22 protein-coding genes and 1 other annotated feature (1 of these 23 only partly in view) are annotated in these 25308 nt (G+C 45.8%); of the genes, 17 read left to right on the plus strand and 5 right to left on the minus strand.

Annotated elements, in window-relative coordinates; translation table 11 throughout:
* Positions 1 to 65, plus strand: a sequence feature (Thr leader region); it begins 51 nt to the left of the window's first position.
* 31 nt (positions 66 to 96) lie between these two features.
* From thrA to FIV04_RS02355, 4 genes are all read left to right on the plus strand, one after another.
* Positions 97 to 2556 (plus strand): bifunctional aspartate kinase/homoserine dehydrogenase I, encoded by a 2460-nt coding sequence (gene thrA / locus FIV04_RS02340; protein WP_150870947.1) that lies wholly within the window; start codon positions 97 to 99, stop codon positions 2554 to 2556.
* 17 nt (positions 2557 to 2573) lie between these two features.
* Positions 2574 to 3530 carry a homoserine kinase gene (gene thrB, locus FIV04_RS02345; protein ID WP_032553216.1) on the plus strand — a complete coding sequence of 319 codons (957 nt, stop codon included), beginning with the start codon at positions 2574 to 2576 and terminating at the stop codon, positions 3528 to 3530.
* Entirely contained in the window at positions 3527 to 4810 is a 1284-nt protein-coding gene (gene thrC / locus FIV04_RS02350) for a threonine synthase (RefSeq protein WP_152468164.1), read from the plus strand. Before thrB ends, thrC begins: the two co-directional genes overlap by 4 nt.
* A 128-nt stretch (positions 4811 to 4938) precedes the next feature.
* Positions 4939 to 5598 carry an NADPH-dependent FMN reductase gene (locus FIV04_RS02355; protein WP_152469514.1) on the plus strand — a complete coding sequence of 220 codons (660 nt, stop codon included), beginning with the start codon at positions 4939 to 4941 and terminating at the stop codon, positions 5596 to 5598.
* A gap of 71 nt (positions 5599 to 5669) precedes the next feature.
* Here the strand turns inward: FIV04_RS02355 and grcA are convergent, their stop codons facing one another.
* Complete coding sequence (gene grcA / locus FIV04_RS02360) at positions 5670 to 6047, minus strand: autonomous glycyl radical cofactor GrcA (protein WP_150895821.1); 378 nt, start codon at positions 6045 to 6047, stop codon at positions 5670 to 5672.
* Positions 6048 to 6374: 327 nt separating this feature from the next.
* Between grcA and nfo the strand changes: the two genes are divergently transcribed.
* The 4 genes from nfo (at position 6375) to FIV04_RS02375 (ending at position 9045) form a co-directional block, all read left to right on the plus strand.
* Entirely contained in the window at positions 6375 to 7280 is a 906-nt protein-coding gene (nfo, locus tag FIV04_RS02365) for a deoxyribonuclease IV (protein ID WP_152468165.1), read from the plus strand.
* A 114-nt stretch (positions 7281 to 7394) separates the two neighbouring features.
* A complete protein-coding gene (locus tag FIV04_RS27300) occupies positions 7395 to 7529 on the plus strand; it encodes a hypothetical protein (protein WP_263641665.1) in 135 nt (44 codons plus the stop codon).
* A gap of 197 nt (positions 7530 to 7726) precedes the next feature.
* Positions 7727 to 8407: a uracil-DNA glycosylase gene (ung, locus tag FIV04_RS02370; RefSeq protein ID WP_152468166.1), complete on the plus strand. Its 681-nt coding sequence runs from the start codon at positions 7727 to 7729 to the stop codon at positions 8405 to 8407.
* Positions 8408 to 8493: 86 nt separating this feature from the next.
* On the plus strand, positions 8494 to 9045 hold the full coding sequence (locus FIV04_RS02375; protein ID WP_150870955.1) for a hemerythrin domain-containing protein: 552 nt from the start codon (positions 8494 to 8496) through the stop codon (positions 9043 to 9045).
* A gap of 69 nt (positions 9046 to 9114) precedes the next feature.
* Here FIV04_RS02375 and FIV04_RS02380 read toward each other — a convergent pair whose 3' ends face one another.
* Positions 9115 to 9303, minus strand: coding sequence for a DUF3545 family protein (locus FIV04_RS02380; RefSeq protein ID WP_152468167.1), 189 nt, complete (start codon positions 9301 to 9303; stop codon positions 9115 to 9117).
* Between the two features lie 709 nt (positions 9304 to 10012).
* Here FIV04_RS02380 and FIV04_RS02385 point away from each other — a divergent pair.
* Together FIV04_RS02385 and yaaA are read left to right on the plus strand one after the other, a co-directional pair.
* Positions 10013 to 11440 carry a sodium:alanine symporter family protein gene (locus FIV04_RS02385; protein ID WP_032553154.1) on the plus strand — a complete coding sequence of 476 codons (1428 nt, stop codon included), beginning with the start codon at positions 10013 to 10015 and terminating at the stop codon, positions 11438 to 11440.
* Between the two features lie 209 nt (positions 11441 to 11649).
* A complete protein-coding gene (gene yaaA, locus FIV04_RS02390; protein ID WP_152468168.1) occupies positions 11650 to 12426 on the plus strand; it encodes a peroxide stress protein YaaA in 777 nt (258 codons plus the stop codon).
* Positions 12427 to 12532: 106 nt separating this feature from the next.
* Here the strand turns inward: yaaA and srmB are convergent, their stop codons facing one another.
* Together srmB and FIV04_RS02400 are read right to left on the minus strand one after the other, a co-directional pair.
* Positions 12533 to 13765 carry an ATP-dependent RNA helicase SrmB gene (gene srmB, locus FIV04_RS02395; protein WP_032553156.1) on the minus strand — a complete coding sequence of 411 codons (1233 nt, stop codon included), beginning with the start codon at positions 13763 to 13765 and terminating at the stop codon, positions 12533 to 12535.
* Between the two features lie 108 nt (positions 13766 to 13873).
* On the minus strand, positions 13874 to 14596 hold the full coding sequence (locus FIV04_RS02400; protein ID WP_152468169.1) for a tRNA1(Val) (adenine(37)-N6)-methyltransferase: 723 nt from the start codon (positions 14594 to 14596) through the stop codon (positions 13874 to 13876).
* A gap of 312 nt (positions 14597 to 14908) precedes the next feature.
* Here FIV04_RS02400 and brnQ point away from each other — a divergent pair, with 312 nt between their 5' ends.
* Positions 14909 to 16222, plus strand: a complete 1314-nt coding sequence (gene brnQ, locus FIV04_RS02405; RefSeq protein WP_150895816.1) for a branched-chain amino acid transport system II carrier protein — start codon at positions 14909 to 14911, stop codon at positions 16220 to 16222.
* Between the two features lie 124 nt (positions 16223 to 16346).
* Here brnQ and fldB read toward each other — a convergent pair whose 3' ends face one another.
* Positions 16347 to 16868, minus strand: a complete 522-nt coding sequence (fldB, locus tag FIV04_RS02410) for a flavodoxin FldB (protein ID WP_150870967.1) — start codon at positions 16866 to 16868, stop codon at positions 16347 to 16349.
* Positions 16869 to 17019: 151 nt separating this feature from the next.
* On the opposite strand from fldB, the gene xerD reads away from it, so the two are divergent.
* The 6 genes from xerD to vpsR all read left to right on the plus strand — a co-directional run bounded on the left by xerD (position 17020) and on the right by vpsR (position 25058).
* Positions 17020 to 17934 carry a site-specific tyrosine recombinase XerD gene (gene xerD, locus FIV04_RS02415; protein WP_032553160.1) on the plus strand — a complete coding sequence of 305 codons (915 nt, stop codon included), beginning with the start codon at positions 17020 to 17022 and terminating at the stop codon, positions 17932 to 17934.
* Between the two features lie 26 nt (positions 17935 to 17960).
* On the plus strand, positions 17961 to 18740 hold the full coding sequence (locus FIV04_RS02420; RefSeq protein WP_032553161.1) for a thioredoxin fold domain-containing protein: 780 nt from the start codon (positions 17961 to 17963) through the stop codon (positions 18738 to 18740).
* Between the two features lie 74 nt (positions 18741 to 18814).
* A complete protein-coding gene (gene recJ / locus FIV04_RS02425; protein ID WP_150895813.1) occupies positions 18815 to 20551 on the plus strand; it encodes a single-stranded-DNA-specific exonuclease RecJ in 1737 nt (578 codons plus the stop codon).
* A gap of 227 nt (positions 20552 to 20778) precedes the next feature.
* A protein-coding gene (gene prfB, locus FIV04_RS02430) for a peptide chain release factor 2 (RefSeq protein WP_150895812.1) occupies positions 20779 to 21877 on the plus strand; the annotation gives its coding sequence in 2 pieces (ribosomal slippage) (positions 20779 to 20853 and positions 20855 to 21877; 1098 coding nt in all).
* A 50-nt stretch (positions 21878 to 21927) separates the two neighbouring features.
* Positions 21928 to 23445: a lysine--tRNA ligase gene (lysS, locus tag FIV04_RS02435; protein ID WP_152468170.1), complete on the plus strand. Its 1518-nt coding sequence runs from the start codon at positions 21928 to 21930 to the stop codon at positions 23443 to 23445.
* A 278-nt stretch (positions 23446 to 23723) separates the two neighbouring features.
* Entirely contained in the window at positions 23724 to 25058 is a 1335-nt protein-coding gene (gene vpsR, locus FIV04_RS02440) for a cyclic-di-GMP-binding transcriptional regulator VpsR (RefSeq protein WP_152468171.1), read from the plus strand.
* The last annotated feature ends 250 nt before the right edge of the window (positions 25059 to 25308 follow it).

Consider the following 25308-nt stretch of genomic DNA (forward strand, 5'->3'; position numbering starts at 1 on the left):
CAGGCTGCTAACTAACGGATTTACAAATAAAGGCCTGTATCCCACAAGATACAGGCCTTTTTTTATACCATTTTTACGACTTATGGAGAGGAAGGGATGCGAGTTTTAAAGTTTGGAGGTTCATCATTAGCGGACGCCGATCGTTTTTTGAGAGCGGCGGATATCATCGCTAATAATGCCCAGCAAGAAGAGCTAGCGGTCGTGCTATCAGCACCGGGCAAAACAACGAACAAGTTAGTTGCGGTGATTGAGTCGGCACTTAAACATGGTGAAGCGGAATCTCAAATCAAAGAGATTGAGTCCTCTTTTGTAGCACTATTTTCTGACATCAAAGCATTGGTTCCGGGCGTGGATGGGACGGCTTTCCAAGAGCAAGTTGAGACATCACTGACTCAACTACGTCAGTTTGTAAACGGTATTGACCTATTAGGCATGTGTCCTAACCATGTTAATGCGCGCATCATCAGTAAAGGTGAGCGTATCTCTATCCAGCTAATGAAGGCTGTATTAGAAGCAAAAGGTCAGCCAGCGAATCTTATCGACCCGGTTCAGTACCTATACGCGAAAGGTGATCACCTAGAAGCGATGGTTGATGTTGATGTCTCTACGCAGAACTTCCGTCAAAATCCTCTTCCTCAGGGACACGTTAACATTATGCCTGGCTTTACTGCCGGTAATGAAAAAGGTGAGCTAGTTACACTAGGTCGAAATGGTTCTGATTACTCAGCAGCGGTATTGGCAGCGTGTCTGCGTGCTGATTGTTGTGAGATCTGGACGGATGTAGACGGCGTTTATAACTGTGACCCTCGTCTTGTTGATGATGCTCGTCTTCTTAAGTCATTGAGCTACCAAGAAGCGATGGAGCTTTCATACTTTGGTGCTTCTGTTCTTCACCCGAAAACCATCGCACCGATTGCTCAGTTCCACATTCCTTGCTTGATCAAAAATAGCTTTAACCCTCAAGGTGCGGGCACACTGATTGGCCAAGACACTGGCGAAGACAACCTAGCGATCAAAGGCATCACTACCCTGAGTGACCTAACAATGGTTAACGTTTCAGGCCCAGGCATGAAGGGCATGGTGGGCATGGCGAGCCGCGTATTCGGTGCAATGTCTTCTGCTGGCGTTTCAATTGTTCTTATTACTCAATCCTCATCTGAGTACAGCATCAGCTTCTGTATCGAATCTGCAGATAAGCAGAAAGCGCAACAAGTATTGTCTGAAGCGTTTGAGCTTGAACTGAAAGATGGCCTACTTGAGCCAGTAGAGTTCATGGATGACGTAGCTATCGTTACTTTGGTTGGTGACGGCATGCGTACTTCACGCGGTGTTGCTTCTCAATTCTTCTCTTCACTGGCAGAAGTGAACGTAAACATCGTCGCGATTGCACAAGGCTCTTCTGAGCGAGCAATCTCTGCAGTGATTCCTGAAGATAAAATCTCAGAAGCGATTAAAGCGTGTCACGAAAACCTATTTAACTCTAAACACTTCCTTGATGTCTTCGTTGTTGGTGTTGGCGGCGTTGGTGGCGAGCTGGTGGATCAAATTAAGCGTCAGCAAGGTAAATTGGCAGAGAAAGGCATTGTTATCCGCGTATGTGGTTTAGCAAACAGTAAAGGCCTACTGCTTGATAGTGAAGGTCTACCTCTAGAGCATTGGCGTGACCGCATGAACAGTGCAACAGAAGAGTTCAGCCTGCCGCGTCTTGCTGCTTTGGTTCAACGTAACCACATCATTAACCCAGTACTGGTTGATTGTACTTCAAGCGAAGCGATTGCAAACCAGTATGCTGATTTCCTAGCGGCGGGTTTCCACGTTGTTACACCGAATAAGAAAGCAAACACAGCAAGCATGGCGTACTACCATCAACTTCGTGAAGTTGCACGAAACTCACGTCGTAAGTTGATGTACGAGACAACAGTAGGTGCTGGCCTTCCGGTTATCGAGAACTTGCAGAACCTTATCTCTGCGGGTGATGAACTTGAGAAATTTAACGGTATCCTATCGGGCTCTCTATCTTACATTTTCGGTAAGCTTGATGAAGGTATGACTCTGAGCCAAGCAACTAATATCGCGAAAGATAACGGCTTTACAGAACCAGACCCACGTGACGATCTATCGGGCATGGATGTGGCGCGTAAGCTCCTTATCTTGGCGCGTGAAGCGGGTATGGCTTTAGAGCTTGAAGATGTAGAAGTTGACCAAGCACTACCACCAGGTTTTGATGACTCAGGTAGCGTAGAAGAGTTCATGGCGCGTCTACCAGAAGCGGATGCTTACTTCCAAGAGCAGTCAGCAAAAGCGGCTGAAGAAGGCAAAGTGCTGCGTTATGTGGGTGAAATTGCCGATGGTAAATGTAAGGTTCGCATCGCTGCAGTTGATGGCGATGACCCAATGTTCAAGATTAAAGATGGTGAGAACGCGCTAGCATTCTACAGCCGTTACTACCAACCAATCCCACTAGTACTGCGTGGTTACGGTGCGGGTACTGAGGTAACAGCAGCGGGTGTATTCTCTGATGTAATGCGTACCCTTGGCTGGAAATTAGGAGTATAAGAATGAGTTCAAGTGATATGGATGTTGTAGTTTACGCTCCAGCTTCAATCGGTAACGTCAGCGTTGGTTTTGATGTCCTTGGTGCAGCTGTGTCGCCTATCGATGGCACACTGCTTGGTGACCGAGTGATGGTTAAAGCAGGTGATGAACCATTCTCTCTAAAAACAGCAGGCAGCTTTGTTTCTAAGCTGCCAACAGAAGCAAAAGAGAACATTGTTTACGACTGTTGGACAGTGTTTGCTCGTGAAATCGATAAGAAGGGTGTTGCTCTTAAACCACTAGAGATGACACTTGAAAAGAACATGCCGATTGGCTCTGGTCTAGGATCAAGTGCATGTTCGATTGTTGCCGCACTGGACGCTTTGAACCGTTTCCATGGTCAGCCACTAGACGAGACTGAATTGCTTGCGTTAATGGGTGAGATGGAAGGCAAGATTTCAGGTGGCGTTCACTACGATAACGTGGCTCCATGTTACCTTGGTGGCGTGCAATTGATGTTGGAAGAGCTGGGTATTATCAGCCAAGAAGTTCCTTGCTTTGATGACTGGTACTGGGTAATGGCTTATCCGGGGATTAAGGTATCGACGGCTGAAGCGCGAGAGATCCTACCATCTCAATACCGTCGCCAAGATATCATTGCTCATGGTCGTCACCTTGCGGGCTTTATTCACGCTTGCCACTCTGGTCAGCCAGAGCTTGCTGCAAAAATGATCAAAGACGTGATCGCAGAACCATATCGTGAGAAACTGCTACCAGGTTTTGCTGACGCCCGTAAATACGCGTTGTCAGCGGGAGCGCTTGCTACGGGAATCTCCGGCAGCGGTCCGACCCTATTTAGCATTTGCAAAGAAAAAGATGTCGCTGAGCGTGTTGCACGCTGGCTAGAACAAAATTACGTACAAAATGAAGAAGGATTCGTCCATGTTTGTCGTTTGGACAAGCAAGGCTCGATCGTTACAGGAAGTGAGTTATGAAGCTGTACAACATCAAAGAAAATGATGAACAAGTCTCTTTTGGCCAAGCCGTTCGCCAAGGTCTAGGTCGTAACCAAGGTCTATTTTTCCCATCCGAGCTACCAAAGTTTGATGATATCGATGCACTACTTGCAGAGGACTTTGTCCCTCGTAGCGCAAAGATCCTATCGGCACTGATTGGTGATGAACTACCAAAAGAGCAGATCGATCAAATGGTAGATGCAGCATTCCAATTCCCTGCACCTATCAACCAAGTGAAAGATGGCGTTTACGCACTTGAGCTGTTCCACGGTCCAACGCTAGCATTTAAAGATTTTGGTGGCCGTTTTATGGCGCAATCTTTAGCAGCTGTTTCAGACGGCGGCAAGATTACCATCCTTACGGCGACATCAGGTGATACGGGCGCAGCCGTTGCGCACGCGTTCTACGGTATGGAAGACATCAACGTTGTGATTCTTTACCCGAAAGGTAAGATCAGCCCACTGCAAGAGAAGCTGTTCTGTACACTAGGTAAAAACATCCACACTGTTGCTATCGACGGTGACTTCGATGCGTGTCAGGCACTGGTTAAGCAAGCATTTGATGACGCAGCACTGCGTGAAGAGATCGGTCTTAATTCAGCGAACTCTATCAATATCAGTCGTCTAATGGCGCAGATCTGTTACTACTTTGAAGCGGCTTCTCAACTGACTAAAGAGCAGCGTGAAAACCTAGTGGTTTCAGTACCAAGCGGTAACTTCGGTAACCTAACTGCGGGTTTATTGGCGAAAGCGTTAGGCCTACCAGTGAAGCGTTTCATCGCTGCGACCAATGAAAATGACACAGTGCCACGTTACCTAGAAACGGGCGAATGGGCTCCAAAGCCGACTGTTGCAACCACATCAAACGCAATGGATGTGAGCCAACCGAACAACTGGCCTCGTATCGAAGAGCTTTGCCAACTGAAAGGTTGGGGCTTGGATACACTGGGTAAAGGTAAAGTATCTGATGAGCAGAGCGCAGAATCAGTACGTGACCTAAAAGCACAAGGCTACCTATGTGAACCACACGGTGCTATCGCTTACCGTCTACTAGACGAGCAGCTGCAAGACGGTGAAACAGGCCTGTTCTTATGTACGGCTCACCCGGCTAAATTCAAAGAAGTGGTTGATGACATTCTAGGCTCAGACATCGATCTGCCAGGTCCGCTAGCGAAACACGCTGCGATGGAGCTGCTGTCTGAAGACCTTGCGAATGACTTTGATGCTCTTAAAGAAGTATTGCGTCGAGTTCAGCCATAGTTCTGAATACGCCAATTCTGATAAGAGTATGACAATGACAAACCAATGACGGTTTTGTTAGATTAAACGAAAAGGTGAGTGCCATGGGTATTCACCTTTTTTATTGGCTATTGATACGAGGAGAAGGTATGCACTTTTTGGTGTTTCTAGGCTCAGTACGAGAAAGCACGCCACCGAAACCTGCACGAGTGGGGGAGCGAGTCAGTCAGGCGTGTTTGAAGCTTTTGAATAAAACTTACCCTGAGCACACGGTGGAGATCATCGACCCTCTTGATTATGAGCTCGGGCCGATATTCAAGCCGGAGTTTTCTTACCGACGCTCCCAGGTGCCAGCTTCGTTAAGTGAGTTAGCGGAGAAGATAAAACAAGCTGATGGTTATGTGATGGTGAGTCCTGAATACAATCACTCGATGAGCCCAGCACTAGCAAATATTCTGAATCATTTTGGGAGTTCGCTGTTTTCTTATAAACCGAGTGCGATAGTGACCTATTCTGCGGGGCAGTGGGGAGGCGCTCGCGCAGCGGTATCGATGAGAACCTTCTTATCAGAGCTAGGATGTTTACCCGTGTCGGCGATGATTCATCTACCTAGAGCGCAGCAAGTTTTCAATGAAGAGGGAAGTGTGGCGGATGTATCAGAGCAGGATCAATGGGATGAATACATGAATCGAACTCTGCACCAGTTGGTGTGGTGGGCAAAAGGGGCTGCTCAGCAGCGAGATAAACTCGACCCTACCACGTTAGCCAAAGCGTTTCGCAAAGATCCTTCCCAAAGGAATGCGCCGTAAATGATAGACATAAAAAAAGCTTGGTCAGTAATGACCAAGCTTTTTAAATTTGGTTACGCTTAAGCTCTAAATTATAGAGACTCAGTGAACGTACGTGCGATAACATCACGTTGCTGTTCAGTCGTTAGCGAGTTGAAACGCACAGCGTAGCCCGATACACGGATAGTCAGCTGAGGGTAGTTCTCTGGGTGAGCAACTGCGTCTTCTAGCGTTTCACGCTTAAGAACGTTTACGTTTAGGTGTTGACCACCTTCGATGCGAGGTGCAGTTTCGATTGCAACTTCACGGCTCTCGTACTCACCTAGATCAGCAGCTGGGATAACTTGGTCAGCTTCGAAACCAGCAGTTGCTGCAACACAACGCGCTTCGTTCTTTTCGCTATCTAGTAGCCAGATTGAGTTAAGTAGTTCGTCGTTTGCTGCTTTAGTAATTTGAATACCTTGGATCATCACTATCTCCTAGTCCACTGAATGTGGTTTGATTTATGGTGTTAACTTTCGAATTTTGTTGAGCTGGCTTATATATACCTATTTTTAGCTAGTTTAATATTGATTTAAGTCAAAAAACAACCAAAAACCTTAATTTTTTAATGGTGATTATTTTGAGTTAAATCAATAAAAGCTTTGAAAACAATATAGTTACAAAATATTTTAAACTATAAAAAATATTTAACGGTCATTTTTGTTGTAAATTTACTACAAAAATAGGGCTTTTATTGAACTGATGCGGATATAAACAAGTATTTATCCGCCATTCTGTAAGTGTGAAGTGATTTAATGACAAACAGTAATTCTCTGGAAAAAAACGCCCCAAACTCTCGCCAAAAATTCATAGGTGCTCATGTTTCTGCGGCTGGCGGTGTCGATCAAGCTCCGATGCGTGCACGAGAAATTGGCGCCAACGCATTTGCGCTATTTACTAAGAATCAGAGACAGTGGGCGGCAAAACCTTTGGAGCCAAAAACCATCAGTGCATTTAAAGCCAACTGCAAGATGTTGGGTTTTGGCGCGGAGCACATTCTTCCTCACGATTCTTATTTGATTAACCTAGGTGCCCCAGAAGAGGAGAAGCTCGAAAAGTCTCGCGCGGCGTTTATTGATGAGATGGAGCGTTGTAACCAACTTGGTCTGACGCTACTTAATTTCCATCCTGGGAGTCATTTAAAGAAAATTTCTGAAAGTGACTGTTTGGCGCGCATCGCGGAGTCTATCAATATTGCTCATCGCGCGGTACCGGATGTGATCGCCGTGATTGAAAATACGTCTGGGCAAGGGACTAATTTAGGTTGGAAGTTTGAGCACTTAGCGGAAATCATCGATCAGGTTGAAGATAAAACTCGAGTGGGTGTTTGTTTAGATACTTGCCACACCTTTACAGCCGGTTACGACTTGAGAACCAAGGAAGCTTGTGAAGCGACCTTTGCTGAGTTCGATCGTATTGTTGGTATGCACTATCTGAGAGCAATGCACATCAATGATTCAAAAGCTGAGTTCGCAAGCCGTGTCGATCGACACCATTCGCTAGGGCAAGGGGAAATTGGTTGGGCGTGTTTCGAGTATATCGCGAGTGATTCGCGCTTTGATAACATGCCGCTGATCCTAGAAACGATCGATTCTTCGATTTGGAAAGAGGAAATTCAACAGCTTAGAATGTACCACCACGCATCTGTGAACGCAGAGTGATCATTGAGAACAGTAAACCTTAAAAAAGTTGTGGCTAAATGAGATTGTTGGCACCTTTCTTTCATAGTGTTTAATGAATATGTATTTCACTATGTAATAGAGGAGGGTGCCATTATGTATTCGACCACTTACACACCTAAAGCTAATCTTCATGTCTCGACGATTCATGCGACCCCACGCTTGCCGACTCCGAATCGTCATATTCACAGTCACGGTCATCATCGAACGCCTCAGAAAGGTCAATCGTGATTCCCTTCTTTTTATTCAGCGGTGAGTATCGATGAATCTCTATCTGCGAATTTGGACAATGATGTCTATTAATAGCGGTATGAGGTATAACTAGGCTTTACAGTCACAGTTATCACTCATACCGCTATTTTTATCTGAGCAACTCGCTTGTGTCATTTACTAGCGTTACTTGAGTGGCATAGTTCGGGAGCAATTCAATGAGTTCGTCGCAGACTTGGCAAGAGATTATTCGTCAGCAACAGAGCCAAGCTTACTTTCAGCACATCAACGACTTTGTAGAAAAGCAAAGACGAGATGGTAAGGTCATCTATCCACCCCAAGATCAGGTATTCAGCGCCTTTGATATGACGCCCTTTGAAGATGTGCGTGTGGTGATTCTTGGGCAAGACCCATACCACGGTGCTCAGCAGGCGCATGGGTTGGCCTTTTCTGTACTGCCTGGGGTTAAGATCCCACCTTCTCTGCGCAACATGTATAAAGAACTTGCCGATGATATTGAGGGTTTTGAGCCACCCACACACGGTTATCTTGAGTCATGGTCGAAGCAGGGCGTATTGATGCTTAATACTGTTCTCACAGTAGAAGAGGGTAAGGCACATTCGCATGCTAAATGTGGCTGGGAGACGTTTACCGATCATATCATCGCGCAACTTAACGAACGCAATGAACCGATTGTCTTCTTATTATGGGGTGCGCATGCTCAGAAGAAAGGGCAAGCTATTGATGAGAATAAGCATTTTGTCTTGAGTGCTCCGCATCCATCTCCACTTTCTGCGCGACGCGGCTTTTTTGGCTGTAAGCACTTTTCTCAAACCAATCAGCTGTTGAAGTCACAAAACTTGCCTGCAATTGATTGGTGTTTACCATTTGACGTCTAGTTTGATGGTTTTCTGAGCAGTATCAAACCAGATTATCCTATCTTCATATACACTTACAAAGAGTAGGTGTAATGGAGTGCAATACTATGATGATAGAAAGGATAAGAAGAGAGCATGGTTACATGGCTCGTCTGCTCATGATTTTAAAGACCAAACTTGAGCTTCTACAGAAAGAGCGAGCGATAAACTACAGCCTAGTGGCGGAAGTGGTGCACTATTTAATGAACCACTCAGATAAAGTGCATCACCCGAAAGAAGATATTATCTACCGTCACTATTTAAAACATTACGGTAAACAGCAGGCCATCGAAGATCTGGAACTTGAACATCAGCTGTTGGCGGAGAAGACCGCTGACTTCTTAGATGTGGTTGAGATGATTCTTCAAGATGCGGTGGTTCCTCAGCAGGTGTTTATTGATCAGCTTGCAGCATTTATAGAAGCGCAGCGAAAGCACATGGAATATGAAGAGAAAGTTATTCTACCGATTATTGTCGGAGCTTTTTCGGTGCAAGACTGGCGTAGTGTTGAAGAGCTTTGGCAACAACCAGAGGATGATCCTGTCTTTGGTGACACGATTGCCGATCAGTACCGTCAGTTGGCGATTCGAGTTCGCCAAAGTGAAGAAGAGTGTGTTTAGCTCTCTATAATAGTTGTAGAAAGAGAAAAGGCACCCAGTTGGGTGCCTTTATTTTATTTATCGTGTCTATTAAAGCTTAATATCGTCGAGGTCGAAATCTAAGCCAAGATTCATGTCCATGAGTTCCTTTTGAAGGCGTCGACGATCGTTAATCTCCTCAATCTCACGCCATTTACGCTTTAGAGGCTTTGAACGCGCTTTCTGCGTTGCACGAGGTAGATCAAGTTCAGTCATTTCATCGTATTGAAAGTTATCCATAAGCTATATCTCCTTCCGTGGGAATAGTCCTTTCGGACCCATTAAATACCATAATTAATGCCACCATAACTTTGATTTGTTTCTCATTTGTTTCATATTCATGAAGGTTTCGTGTGGTTTTTTGACTTACCATCACACATGCGGCTCATATTTGTGTTCAAAAATTAGGCAAACAAACTTAGGAAAACGATTAAATTCACTGTCTGAGAATGTTAATTCATTGTGCGAAGCTTATGCTCCTTTCGTTACAATGCAACCAAGCACTTATCAATGAGGTAGGTAGGAGTTTTACTTGATACTTCCAAAAACGGTGATTGTTCACTATACCTTGTAAAACCTAGGCTGATGGTTATTTTATGGGATGCTGTTCAGGTTAAGGAGAGATACTGTCCATTGTTGAGCTTATGTCCCGATAATGTGACTTTTATGAGGTGTTGTTGTTGCGGTTTGTGTTAACAAAAGGTGATTTTTTAGTGAAATGTCACTTTTATATGTGATTTTTTGCATATTGATTTTTGCTAAATCTCACTGCATTATCCGCCCGTCAAAAATACACTGATACGTAAAATGGATGCATGAAGCGACATTTACAGTCTCAATCGCCGCAAGAACATAACAACGAATGCCGACACAACATTGACAGAGGCATAGGCGATTAAGAGGAAGGCTAGGAAGCATGATCGGTGCTTAAACTCAATACGAGGTTCACGTGACAGATTTAATCAATTTAATGAACGATCTTCTTTGGGGATCAATCTTAGTTTACTTGCTCGTTGGTGTAGGTATCTACTTCACCGTACGACTAGGCTTCATTCAATTCCGCCACTTTGGCCACATGTTCTCTGTTCTGAAGAACAGCCGTAAAGCAGACAGCGCTGGTATCTCATCTTTCCAAGCTCTTTGTACTAGTCTTGCTGCTCGTGTTGGTACAGGTAACATGGCTGGTGTTGCTGTTGCTCTTACTGCTGGTGGCCCAGGTGCTATCTTCTGGATGTGGTTAATTGCGATGCTAGGTATGGCAACGTCGTTTGCAGAGAGCACACTGGCTCAGCTGTACAAAACGCGCGATAACGACGGTAACTACCGTGGTGGTCCTGCATACTACATGGAGAAAGGCCTAGGCATGCGTTGGATGGGGGTTTTATTCTCTATCTTCCTAATCATTGCATTCGGTCTTGTTTTCAACGCGGTACAAGCAAACGCGATTGCAAGCGCTATGAACACAGCGTTTGACTTTGAGCGCAGCTACACAGGTGTTGCGATTGTGGTTATCTCTGCATTCGTTATCTTCGGTGGTATCCGTAAGATTGCACGCACTGCTGAAATCATCGTACCGATCATGGCGCTAGCTTACCTTGCTATTGCTCTGTTCATCATGTTTGCGAACATCGAGAAAGTGCCAGAAGTCTTGGCTCTTATCTTCAAGAGTGCATTTGGTCTGCAAGAAGCAGCAGCGGGTGGTCTAGGCTACGCAATCGCTCAAGCAATGATCAACGGTATCAAACGTGGTCTATTCTCGAACGAAGCAGGTATGGGTTCTGCGCCAAACGCAGCGGCATCAGCAACGCCTTACCCACCGCACCCTGCGTCTCAAGGTTACGTTCAGATGCTAGGTGTGTTCATGGACACTATCGTTATCTGTTCAGCAACAGTTGCGATCATCTTAATGTCGGGCGAATACGTTCCTCATGGTGAAGTAACAGGTATCGAACTGACTCAACGTGCACTAACAGCACAAGTAGGTTCATGGGGTGGTATCTTTGTAGCGGTAGCGATCTTCTTCTTTGCTTTCACTTCAATCATCGCGAACTACTCGTACGCTGAAACAAACCTAATCTTCCTTGAGCACAACAACAAGAAAGGCCTAGTGCTTTTCCGTGTTATCGTTCTAGGTATGGTTATGTTTGGTTCAATGGCAACATTGCCAACAGTATGGGCATTGGCTGACGTATCTATGGGTCTAATGGCGATTGTTAACTTGGTAGCGATTATCCTGCTATCCGGTATCGTGATTAAGCTTGCGAAAGATTACAACCGTCAACTAGACGCGGGTAAAGTTCCAACATTTGATGCGAACGATTTCCCAGAGCTTAAGTCTCAGCTAGAAGATGGTATTTGGGACGGCAACAAGAAGTAGTCTTATGATGCGACGCTGAGCAATATAGAGCGTCCATCGTTTCTCAAATTGAAAGGCTAAGGTAGTGATACCTTAGCCTTTTTTATTGTGTGGACATTAGTGGAATAGGTGTTTATCTATCGAAGTAATAGGAAGAGTCATAAAGACAAATTGATGTTTTTTCTATACTCTATCAAGCATAAAGTTAGATAACCGATTAGGGTAAAGTTATGTTAGTTGTCGTATCACCAGCAAAGACATTAGATTATGAATCACCATTGGCTACCGAGCAGTTTACTCAACCAGAGTTTATTGAACACTCTGCCGAGCTGATTGAAGAGTGCCGTAAACTAACGCCTGCAGATGTTTCGGCGCTAATGAAGGTGAGCGATAAGATTGCCGGCCTTAACGTGGCGCGTTTTGAGCAGTGGAGCGAAATCTTCACTCAAGAGAATGCTCGCCAAGCTATTCTGGCATTTAAGGGCGATGTTTACACCGGGCTTGAAGCGGAAACTCTGACGGACGCGGATTTCGAATACGCACAAAAGCACCTACGCATGTTGTCAGGCCTGTATGGTTTGCTTAAGCCGTTGGACTTGATGCAACCTTACCGCTTAGAGATGGGTACACGTTTAGCGAATGCTCGTGGTACTAACCTTTACCAGTTCTGGGGCAACCTGATCACTGACAAGATCAATGAGACGCTAAACGCTCAGGGCGATAATGTGCTTATCAACCTCGCATCGAATGAATATTTCAAAGCAGTGAAACCAAAGAACCTAGATGGTCAGGTGATCACGCCAGTATTTAAAGACTGCAAGAATGGTCAATACAAGGTGATCAGCTTCTACGCTAAGAAAGCACGTGGCATGATGGCTCGCTACATTATTGAGAACAAAGTGGACTCAATTGAAGCGCTAACCAAATTTGACACTGCGGGCTACTACTTTGTAGAAGAAGAGTCGAACGCAAAAGAGCTAGTGTTCAAGCGCGAAGAACAGAACTAATCTTCGTTTTATCTCAATGACTAAAAAGCCCCTGACAGCGTTGCTATCAGGGGCTTTTGTTATTCTGTAGAGTGGGTTAGGTCACCGAATGAGTGACCCAAAGCGGCTACTTCTTCTTTTTCTTAGCGGCTTTTTTAGCTGCGCCTTTCTTATCGTCCTTCTTCACCTTTTTCTTCTTTTTGAAGACAGGTTTTTTGTGTGTAGGACGCATACCTTCGATGAAGCGCTCTTTGATGCTCTCTTTAGTATAACGCGCAACACGCTCAATCATTGGTTGGTCGTGCGCTTCGATTAGTGAGATAGCATTACCTTTCTTACCAGCACGAGCGGTACGGCCAATACGATGCAGGTAAACGTCAGCGGTACGTGGCATGTCGTAGTTAATTACGTGGCTCACGTCTGGTAGGTCGATACCACGAGCTGCTACGTCAGTTGCCAGTAGTACATTCACAGTGCCATCACGGAAGCGAGCAATCGCATTGTTACGGCGATCTTGTGGCATTTCACCTTGAATCCAAGCACATGGGATCTGTGCACTCTCTAATTGAGCTCGAAGGTCCGCTAGGCGCTCACGTGTTTTTAGGAACACGATAGTACGCTCTGCTTGTTCAGTGATGATGTGCTTAAGAAGATCCAGCTTGTGCTCAGCTGTGTCTGCGCGGTGGTACCACTGAGTGATCTTTTTACGCTCACGTAGAGAAGATTTAGCATCGATCTCTGCTGGGTTGTTTAGTAGATCTTCAGTGAAGCCTTCAACGCCTTTACCTTCTAGAGTTGCCGAGAATAGTAGCGTTTGTTTACGCCAGCGACACTCTGCAGATAGACGGTCAACGACTGGACCAAAGCCCATGTCCAGCATGCGGTCTGCTTCGTCTAGGATCAGCCATTCGATAGCACGGCAATCAAAGCGTTCTGCTTCGATGTACTCCATTAGACGACCTGGAGTTGCAACAACGATATCTTGAGTCGTGCCTAGGATATCCGCGTGCTCTTGATACATCACACCACCAGTAATGGTGAAGATATTAAGGCTGGTGTATTTTGCAAGATCACGAGCTTGGTCTGCGATCTGCATTGCTAGCTCACGTGTCGGCGTTAGGATCAGCATACGTGCTGGGCCCGCTTTCTTACGTGGGAAGTCCAGTAGGTATTGAAGTGCTGGTAGAACAAATGATGCAGTCTTACCAGTACCTGTTGGTGCAGAAGCTAAAACGTCTCGTCCATCTAACGCTTGTGGGATTGCTTCAGCTTGTATCTGTGTTGGGCGTTCGTAACCCATCTCGTCGATTGCTTTAAGCAGCTCTTGTTCTAGATCGAGTTCTGCAAAGGTTCTGATCACTGTTGTTTCTCCACAAGCAATAAATGTGTCTGCACGTCGTTGGCAGACGATAAAAAAGAGTAGTCGGACATTATAGAAGCATTAGTGATTAGGATCACATGGTATTTGCTACATCTTGAGATAAAAATCTTGGGTTAGGGCGATAAACGCCTCGCTGTAACCATTTTGATCGTGAATTAATAGCTGCTGGTGGTCGAGTTGCACATCGGGATCTTTAGATAGCTCAAACAAAAGACGTGTAGGCTGCTTTCTGGCGGTGGTTCTCACATCCAATCGGCGCGATAAGTGCCATCCACCCTGTTTGGCGAGCTCAATAAACTGTTCCCCTTCAACCATCGGCAGAATAAAGCTCGCAGTGGCCGATTCGGTCGTGAGTTCGTAGCAGCGTACAGCCAGCGCTTTGTGGTCAAGGCTGGCGGTATGACGAGCCGTAGCGCGTTGGCTATGTGCTGCTTGCTCTCCGGAATTAAAGTAGGGTGGATTACAGATGATGGCGTCGAATTGCTCTGGTAATTCAACCTCTAGCACGCTACCAAAATAGAGCTGTAGACGATCGCTCCAAGGGGAGTGGTCGAAGTTAATCTTAGCGGCATGAATGGCGTCAGGGTCGATATCTATTGCTGCAAGGTTTACCGAAGGGTAACGCTGCGCCAGCATCAGTGTTAACAAGCCAGTACCGGTACCAATATCCAGAACGTTTTGTTGGCGACTAAGTTTTGTCCATGCACCCAGTAGTACGCCATCGGTGCTGACAGGCATTCCACTCTGCCCACCATAAATAGAAAACTGTTTAAAATTAAAGCTTTTTGTCTCTAGCGTTTTTTCTTTCATAAATCTGCAGGTACCGGAATTTTTAACTATTTAGCTTTGTTGTTGATCTTTTGTACAGGCTTTTGTTCTGATTTGGTTTTAATTGTTGCAACTTATGAGTAGTTTATAATTGTGGCTAATTTTTCAAAACTAGTGAAATAAACTGCTTTTCGTATGAAATTGCAAATTAATATGGTGTTTTTCTGCGGTAGCTTGCAGCTGACTGAGTGTTTCGTCATTATGCGCGACTATTTTATAGATTGAATGGCAGTTTTTAGCTGTAACATTCACGCAAGCACAACATCATTTCAAAAATATAATTAAGGATTATCTGTGAAACAGAGTCTAAAACTAACAGATATTATGGCATTGGGCTTTATGCTTTTTGCGTTTTTCTTAGGTGCGGGTAACATCATTTTCCCACCTCTCGCCGGTCAATTAGCGGGCGAAAATGTCATTCCAGCGATGTCTGGTTTTCTTTTAACTGCGGTAGGTCTCCCTTTAATTACGATTGTTGCTATCGCGGTTGCTGGTGGTTCTTGGGGCCATCTAACTAAAGATCTTCCAAAACAAGCAGCGACGATCATGGCGGTGTTGATCTTCATCATCATCGGCCCAGCATTCGCAGCGCCACGTACTGGCCTAGTGGCGTACGAGATGGCGGTTAAGCCGTTCTTCATCGATGCAGCTCAAGCACACCTAACGATCTTCTCGATTGCATTCTTTGCGATTGCGATGTTCTTTGCATGGTCACAGGGTAAACTGATCGATGTGATTGGTAAGGTACTGACGCCGGCACTATTCATTGGTCTAGTGATTCTAGCGATTGCTGTTTTTGTTAACCCACAAGGCGAGATCGTTGCAGCACACGGTGATTACCTAACTCAACCTCTAACCAAAGGTTTCCTTGAAGGTTACAACACCATGGATACTTTCGGTTCTCTGATGTTTGGCATGCTGATCGTGGATGCGATTCGTAGCAAAGGCATCACGGATCGTGCAGCGACAACTAAGTACCTGATCAGCGCAGGTTGTATTGCGGCTGCGGGTCTAGCGTTTGTTTACATCTCGCTATTCTACCTTGGCGCGACAAGTGCTGCGGTAGCTTCTGGTGCAGATAATGGCGGTGTGGTTCTAAGCCAATACGTTCAATCTCTATTTGGTCCTTCAGGTCAGATCGTTCTGTCTGTGATTGTACTGCTAGCGTGTTTGACGACGGCTATCGGCCTTATCTCTGCATGTTCTGAGTACTTCAGCTCTCTAACACCGATGTCTTACAAAACTTGGGTAATCATCAACGGTGTAGCGTGTGCTACGGTTGCTAACGTTGGGCTAGCTCAGCTTATCTCGCTGTCAGTACCGGTTCTATTTGCACTATACCCAGTAGCGATTGCATTGGTAGCACTGACTTTCCTACGCAAGAAACTACCAAACCCTCAAATGGCATACCGTGTAGTTATCCTAGTGTCTCTATTGTTCGCTCTGATTGATGCAGCGAAAGTAGCGGGTGTAGATGTATCTGCACTGAAGATGCTACCACTGTTTGAAATTGGTATGGGTTGGTTACTACCAACAACAGCAGCTATCATCTGCATGTTCTTCGTAGGTAAATCGACAGCACCAGAAATGGCTGAAGAGACGGTTTAATCTCTGAGAGTTAATCTGTTTTCGAACTAAATAGAAAAGGCCCCGCGACTGATTAGTCGCGGGGCCTTTTTACATTCGCTGGTTTTAATGCTCATTACTCACGTGATAGCGAGTGGTTGATGAGTTAGATCTTTTCGCTGTATTCAACCAGAACTTGCTCAACCCAAGCTGCGATTCGCTCATCGCTCAGCTCGTATTGTGAGTCTTCATCAAGAGCAAGGCCTACAAACTGTGATTGGTCTTCTGTTAGGGCTTTTGATGCTTCAAACTCGTAACTGTCGTCGTTTGGCCAGTATCCAACAAACTCCGCACCTACGGTTTTTAGTTCGTCGTGTAATAGACCCATCGCATCAAGGAACCATTCGCCATAGCCTTCTTGGTCACCCAGTCCGAACAGTGCCACGACTTTGCCTTTTACTGGTGTGGTTGCTAGGTCATCCCAGATTTCATTCCAATCTTCTTGGATTTCACCAAAGTCCCAAGTTGAGATACCCAGTAGCAGTAGGTCGTAGTCGGCCATCAATGAAAGTGGCGTCTCTTTTACATTGTGAATGTCGACTAAGTCTTCGCCGATGATGCCGCGAATCTTTTCTGCAGCCATTTCTGTGTAACAGGTGGTTGAGCCGTAAAACAGTCCAATTTTCATAGCATGTGTTCGATTTTTATTTTGAGATGGCGAATTCTAACCATAAATTGAATTCGATTGCAGCGATTATCCGCCCAAGTCGTAATTTTTATAGCTTTCATCAGGTCTGTAGCTTAATCTCAAAACAGTTTCCAATATGATGAGAATAGCTATGCAGTCGCCTCAAGGGCAGAACGCCGATCATGGTCTTGTTGAACAATTTTTAGATGCGATGTGGATGGAGAGAGGGCTTTCGGAAAATACGCTCACCTCCTATCGTACGGATCTTGCCAAGCTACTTGATTGGATGGAAAAGAATAATTATCGCTTGGACTTCATTAGCTTATCCGGCTTGCAGGATTATCAGAGTTGGTTGGTCGATGCGAACTTTAAACAGACTTCGCGTGCACGTATGCTGTCGGCGATTCGTCGTCTATTTCAATATCTGCATCGTGAAAAGGTAAGGGCAGACGACCCGAGCGCTTTATTGGTGAGCCCAAAGCTGCCTCAGCGCTTACCCAAAGATCTCAGTGAAGAGCAGGTTGATGCCTTACTGGATGCTCCAGATCCGAACGACCCAATTGAGCTTAGAGATAAAGCGATGCTGGAGCTGCTATACGCAACCGGCCTTCGTGTTACTGAGCTGGTCAGCCTAACGATGGAGAACATCAGTCTAAGACAAGGTGTGGTGCGGGTTATTGGTAAAGGTGGTAAAGAACGCTTGGTTCCAATGGGTGAGAATGCCGTAGACTGGATCGAAACCTTTATTGAGCAAGGTCGTCCTCAGCTGCTTGGAGAGAATAGCTCGGATGTGGTTTTCCCGAGTAAACGTGCCAAGCAGATGACCCGACAAACCTTTTGGTACCGTATTAAGCACTACGCGGTGATCGCAGGTATAGATACAGAACTGCTGTCTCCGCACGTGTTAAGACATGCGTTTGCAACACATTTACTGAACTATGGCGCCGATCTCAGAGTCGTACAGATGTTATTGGGACATAGTGACTTATCGACAACCCAAATTTATACTCACGTGGCAACGGAAAGACTGAAGCAAATTCATGCTCAGCACCACCCACGAGCTTAGATTCAAATAATTTTAAGGTGAACTTAATGAGCGTATTACGCCGTCTTCCTCTATTAGCACTGCCTTTTGTCATCACTGCTTGTAACGCATCTGAAGAGAATGTTGAGCAGGTTAAGACTGCAGTAGAGGCAGCACCCACTCAAGCTTACGATATTAAGGCTTTGACTCAGCGTTTCGAAAAGATTGGCGTCAAAGTGACGGATGTTGTGCCATCGGATATCGATGGTCTCGTCGAGGTTCAAACCAATAGCGGTATTATTTTCTCGTCTCCATCGGGTGATCACTTTATCGCAGGTACGCTTTACTCATTGGATGAGAACGGCAAATTCAGCGACGTATTAGCGGAGCGTCAGGCTCCTATCAATGCAGCTAAGATTGCAGAGATGGCAGACTCGACCATCGAATACAAAGCGGATGATGAAAAATACGCGATTACGGTCTTCACAGACATCACCTGTGGTTACTGTGTGCGTTTACACAGCCAAATGCAGGGCTATAACGATTTAGGTATTACGGTTCGTTACATGGCTTACCCACGTCAAGGGGCAACTGGCCAAGTCGCTAACCAAATGGCGGCTATCTGGGGTTCAGATGACCCGAAAGCGGCAATGCACGATGCGAAAGTGAATCGTCAAATGCCAGACTCTGCGAAAGCAACGTCTGAAACCAAATCTGTGATTGCTAAGCAATACCAATTAGGTCGCGAGCTTGGTATCAGCGGCACGCCAGCTATCTTCTTACCAAGTGGTGAGCTTGTGAGTGGCTACCTGCCTCCTGCGCAACTTATCCAACGCTTAGAGCAGTAATTCGCTGCTTAGCAACACGCATTTCCAAATTTACACATAAGGAATGGCCCAACTTGGTTTGGGCCGAATAGGTCATGATTGAGATACAACGTCGCCCTGAAGTCGATACCTCCGTTCTTCCTGCTGATTTGCCAGAACTACTCAAACGTATCTACGTGAGTCGTGGAATCAATAGCCCAGCTCAGTTAGAGACGGCAGCCAAAGGCTTACACTCGTACCAAAAGCTTGGCGGGATCGATGCGGCAGTTGAGTTGCTATTCAAAGCTATCCAGCAGCAGAAACGCATTATTGTCGTGGGCGACTTTGACGCGGATGGCGCGACCAGCTCTGCACTTTCTGTGTTGGCGCTGCGTATGCTTGGCAGTAATAACGTTGACTACTTGGTGCCAAATCGTTTTGAAGACGGCTATGGTCTGAGCCCGGAAGTGGTAGAGCAGGCGATTGAGATTGGCGCGGAAGTGATCATGACCGTGGATAACGGTGTCTCATCGATTGAAGGGGTGCGCTTTGCCAAAGAGAAAGGCTTAGATGTACTTGTTACCGACCACCACTTACCGGGACATGAGTTGCCGATGGTGGATGCCATGGTCAACCCAAACCTAGAGAGTTGTGCGTTTCCTTCTAAAGCTCTGGCAGGAGTGGGGGTTGCTTTCTACCTGATGATGGCGCTATGCGTTCACATGCGAAAACTCGGTTGGTTTGCCCAGCAAGGCATGGCTGAACCGAAACTTATGGAACTGATTGACCTCGTAGCACTTGGCACTGTAGCTGATGTTGTCCCTCTTGATGAGAATAACCGTATCTTGGTACACCAAGGCCTACAGCGTATTCGTGCAGGCAAGGCGCGTCCGGGAATTCAGGCGTTGATTGAAGTGGCGAAGCGCGATGCTCGTCGTTTGGTTGCGTCTGATTTCGGTTTTGCTCTTGGGCCACGTATCAATGCTGCTGGACGCCTTGACGACATGTCATTTGGTGTGGAACTGCTCATGAGTAATAACATCCACGCGGCGCGTCGTATGGCGAGTGAGTTGGATGGCCTGAACCAAACTCGTAAAGAGATTGAAGAGGGCATGAAGCAGGAAGCGATCGCTTTCTGTGAACGTCTGGAGTTTGGCGAAGCAGATCTACCGTGTGGTTTAGCACTGTTCCAACGTGATTGGCACCAAGGTGTGATTGGTATTTTGGCATCACGCATCAAAGATAAATATCACCGCCCAGTGATTGCGTTTGCTGATGGTGGAGAGGGCAGCATTAAAGGCTCTTGTCGCTCGATTCCTGGCTTGCACATGCGTGATACTCTGGACCGTATTGATACGCAGAACCCAGGTCTGATTGTTAAGTTCGGTGGCCACGCAATGGCAGCAGGCTTAACCATCATGGAAAAAGATTTCGAACGCTTTAGCAAACTGTTTGATGAAGCGGTCAAACAAGATCTTGGTGAAACGGCACTCAAAGGCATTATCTTGTCGGATGGAGAGCTGCTTCCTGAAGAGTTTTCGATGCATACCGCTGAGTTTTTGCGTGCTGGTGGTCCTTGGGGACAAGCCTTCCCAGAACCTATCTTTGATGGTGAATTTAAAGTGCTTCATCAAAAGCTAGTCGGTGAGAAGCACCTGAAATTGATGCTGGAGCCACTTTACAAAGGTCACCCGACCAATGTGATGATTGATGGTATTGCTTTTAATGTCGATTTGCGTCGCTGGCCAGATGCATCGGTTAAAACCGTGCACCTTGCCTATAAGCTCGATATCAATGAGTTCCGCGGCAATCAATCTCTGCAGTTGATGATCGACAATATCGAAGCTAAGTAGCGACCAATTCGTTTACGCTAAAAGCAAAATTGAACGCGTGCCCCAGCTCCTTTGGGGCGCGTTATTGTTGTTTTTAACCTCATGTTAACCCCATTCTTATCTCGCTGATTTCCTTTTGCGCATTCATCAGCGATTGTTCGACTTTCTTATCTAAAAATTCCTGTATCTCCGTCACACTTTTGAGTACAATTCTTCGGTTAAATTCTACTCATAAATGATGAGCTAAAATGTTTGAAATCAATCCAATCAAAAACCGTCTGCAGGATGTGTCTGAGCGCACAAATATCCTGAGGGGGTACCTTTGACTATGACGCTAAACAAGAGCGTCTAGAAGAAGTAAACGCAGAACTAGAACAACCGGATGTATGGAACGAGCCTGAGCGTGCGCAAGCACTGGGTAAAGAGCGTGCATCACTGGAAGCTGTGGTAGAGACTATCGACCAACTTGACCAAGGTGTTGAGGATGTGGAAGGTCTACTTGAGCTAGCGGTTGAAGAAGAAGACCAAGAGACATTTGACGAGATCGAACCTGAACTGGCTGAGCTAGAAGCTAAGCTAGAGAAGCTAGAGTTCCGTCGTATGTTCGCAGGCGATCACGACGCATCTGATTGCTACATCGACCTACAATCAGGTTCAGGTGGTACAGAAGCGCAAGACTGGACTTCAATGATGCTACGCATGTACTTGCGTTGGGCTGAAGCGAAAGGCTTCAAGACCGAAGTAATTGAAGTTTCTGAGGGTGAAGTTGCTGGCCTGAAAGGGGCTACGGTTCGCATCTCAGGTGAGTACGCTTATGGCTGGCTACGTACAGAAACGGGTGTACACCGTCTGGTTCGTAAGTCTCCATTTGACTCAAGCGGTCGTCGTCATACGTCATTTGCTTCTGCGTTTATCTACCCAGAGATTGATGACAACATTGATATCGACATTAATCCTTCTGATCTACGTATTGACGTATACCGTGCATCTGGCGCGGGTGGTCAGCACGTAAACACCACGGAATCGGCGGTTCGTATTACTCACGTTCCAACCAACACTGTGGTGCAATGTCAGAATGACCGTTCTCAGCATAAGAACAAAGACCAAGCGATGAAGCAGCTTCGTGCAAAACTGTTTGAATTAGAGATTCAAAAGCAGAACGCAGAGAAGCAAGCGAACGAAGATGCTAAATCTGACATCGGTTGGGGTAGCCAAATCCGCTCTTACGTACTGGATGACTCGCGCATCAAAGATCTACGTACTGGCGTTGAAAACCGCAATACTCAAGCGGTTCTTGATGGCGACCTAGACAAATTTATTGAAGCTAGCCTGAAATCAGGTCTGTAAGCTTTTCACCGAAAAACAATTTTCATAAAGAAAGACAGGATACATCGAAAATGACTGATGCTGTTCAAAACGAAAACGCACAAGAAGAGAATAAGTTGATCGCCGAGCGTCGTAGCAAGCTGGATCATATCCGCAAGAGCTGCAAAGCAAACGGTCACCCAAATGATTTCCGTCGTGAGCACCTAGCTGGCGACCTTCAAGCGGAATTCGGTGAAAAGACTAAAGAAGAGCTAGAAGAGCTAAACCACGTTGTTGCAATCGCTGGCCGTGTAATGGCTAAGCGTGGTCCATTCCTAGCAATTCAAGAAACATCTGGCCGTATCCAAGCATACGCTGCGAAAGATGTTCAAAAAGAGCTTAAAGAGAAATACCAAGGCCTAGATATCGGTGACATCATCGGTGTTAAAGGTGCACTTCACAAGTCAGGTAAAGGTGACCTTTACGTGAACATGGAGTCTTACGAGCTGTTAACTAAAGCACTTCGTCCACTTCCAGAGAAGTTCCACGGCCTGACTGACCAAGAGATGCGTTACCGTCAGCGTTACGTTGATCTAATCGTGAACGAAGACTCTCGCAACGCATTCATCGTGCGCTCTAAGCTTGTATCTTCAATCCGTAACTTCATGAGCTCAAAAGGCTACCTAGAAGTTGAAACGCCAATGATGCACGTGATCCCTGGTGGTGCGACTGCTCGTCCATTCATCACTCACCACAACGCACTAGACATCGACATGTACCTACGTGTTGCTCCTGAGCTTTACCTGAAGCGTCTAGTTGTGGGTGGTTTTGATCGTGTATTCGAGATCAACCGTAACTTCCGTAACGAAGGTCTATCGCCACGTCACAACCCTGAATTTACAATGATGGAATTCTACCAAGCGTACTCTGACTACAAAGATCTAATGGATCTGACTGAAGAGATGCTAAGCACAGCGGCTATGGACGTTCTTGGTTCTACTTCTATGCCTTACGGTGACGAAACAGTAGAGTTCGGTGGCAAGTACGCTCGCATGAGCATGTTTGATGCAATCAAGCACTACAACCCAGAGCACGCAGAGATCCAAGCGCTAACAGAAGCAGATCTACAAGACCGTGAGAAGATGGTAGCTATCGCGAAATCTGTACACGTAGAAGTAGAAACGTTCTGGACATGTGGTCAACTTCTAGAAGAGATCTTTGGTGAAACGGCTGAGCCTCAGTTAATTCAACCAACGTTCATCACTGGTTACCCAGCGGACATCTCTCCTCTAGCACGTCGTAGCGATGACAACCCATTCTTCACAGACCGTTTTGAGTTCTTTATCGGTGGTCGTGAAGTAGCAAACGGCTTCTCAGAGCTAAACGACGCACAAGACCAAGACGAGCGTTTCAAAGCGCAAGTTAACGCGAAAGATGCAGGTGATGACGAAGCAATGTACTACGATGCAGACTACATCACAGCACTTGAGCACGGCCTACCGCCAACAGCAGGCCAAGGTATCGGTATCGACCGTCTAGCAATGCTGTTCACTAACACGCACACAATCCGTGACGTGATCCTATTCCCAGCGATGCGTCCACAAGCGTAATCTTTCGCTTTCGCATTTAGCGTGAATTCTAAAAGCCACCTTCGGGTGGCTTTTTTATTTCTAGGCGTATCAAAACCTTACCTACTCCGCACTCTGAGTTCGAAAAATCATTATTTGTGACATAGTCTTACTATTGAGACGAAGAATCTTAGATAGTCTCACTACTAAACGTCTTTGGCGTGAATATGAACTTGCTTGCGCAGTGAATTTCCCATATATAGGGAAGAGCAATAGTTAGTACTCGGCCAAATAAATAGAAAATTGAATAAGGAAGAAGGATGGGAACTCAATTTAAGATGGATTCCTTACCAGGCTCTCTTATCGTCGTTGGTGGTGCGTACGAGCCTTGGTTATCTGTATTAGAACAAGTGGGTTGGCAATGCACTCAGTGTGCTGACCTACGAAAGGCAGATGCACTCTTTACGGAAACCGGTCCTTGTATTGGGATCGTTGATCTAAGTCATGATGAGTTTAGTCTTAATGGCGTCGCTAATTTAGTGAGTAATAACAAACAGGTAAGATGGTTAGCTCTGATTCGTGAATCACAATTAAGTTCAGACACTATCTGCCAGTTTATCGTGAATTTCTGTATCGACTTCTTCACGACTCCGATCCCGGATGCTCAGCTACTTAGCACGATAGGGCACCAGTTAGGCATGTTAAAGCTTGAGAAGAAGGTGTGGCCAAATTACGGTTTGAACAGTGATATGGGGCTTTTAGGGGACTCTGTAGCAGTCAAACGACTGAGAGACCAAGTTAAGCGAATTGGTCCGACAGACGTTAGTATCTTGATTTCAGGAGACCGTGGGGCAGGCAAAGAGACCGTTGCCCGTTCAATTCACAGACACTCTTCTCGTGCTAAGCACCCTTTCTTGACTGTGAACTGTCGTGCGCTTTCAGAGTCAAGAATCGAAAGTGAACTGTTTGGCTTGGCAGGTAAAACAGGTGATACCCCATGTATGCTCGAAGAAGCGGATGGTGGAACGATACTGTTTAACGATATCTTAGCCATGCCTAGAAATCAGCAGATGAACCTGCTTAAGTTTTTGCAAGATGGTAAGGTTGAGACCTCAAAAGGTCTGCGCTCAGTGGACGTGCGTATTCTGGCCTCAAACTCTTCAGATATAGAAAAGGCCTTGATTGAAGGGGACTTTAACGAGGAGCTTTATCATTACATTAATGTGTTGCGAATCCATGTCCCTAGCTTGAAGGAACGTGTCAGTGATATCCCTATCTTGGCAAACCACTTCTTGCATGATTACTCCAAAGAGTTCAACGCACAGGCTAAGAACTTTTCAGAGTCGGCAGCCACTGCATTGTCTCGTTATCATTGGCCAGGCAATGTGCGTGAGTTGATGAATCAAATTAAGCGTGTGGTATTGATGTCTGACTCGATCATTATTGATGAGGAGCATCTTGATTTACCAAAGCAACAAGATGAGAAACGCAGCTTGAAGAGTATCCGAGAGCGCTCTGAGCGTGATGCCTTGATCGTCGTATTAGAGTCGCACGCGGGGCAGGTTTCGTTGGCAGCCAAGGAGTTGGGTGTTTCACGCGCTACCATGTATCGCTTGCTCAATAAGCACAGCCTGATATCTGAAGGACTAGTCTAAGCAATACCATTATTTGAAAGCCACGCACTGCGTGGCTTTTTTTGTTTTTGGTCGAAGCTTTCTATCTGACTGAAAAGTTTGAACAGAGATAAGCTCTACAGATTTATATAATCATAGTGAATATCTTATGCTTGATGTTATATGCAACTATGATTTTAGGTGAATGCTTTGTTTTCAGATTGTTAATAGATAAGTGGTTGAATAATGTTCTCATTTGGATAGAATTTAACCGTGAAAGCAATGGTTTAAT

The organism is Vibrio sp. THAF190c (assembly GCF_009363355.1).
GTDB classification, from domain to species: Bacteria; Pseudomonadota; Gammaproteobacteria; order Enterobacterales; family Vibrionaceae; genus Vibrio; species Vibrio fortis_A.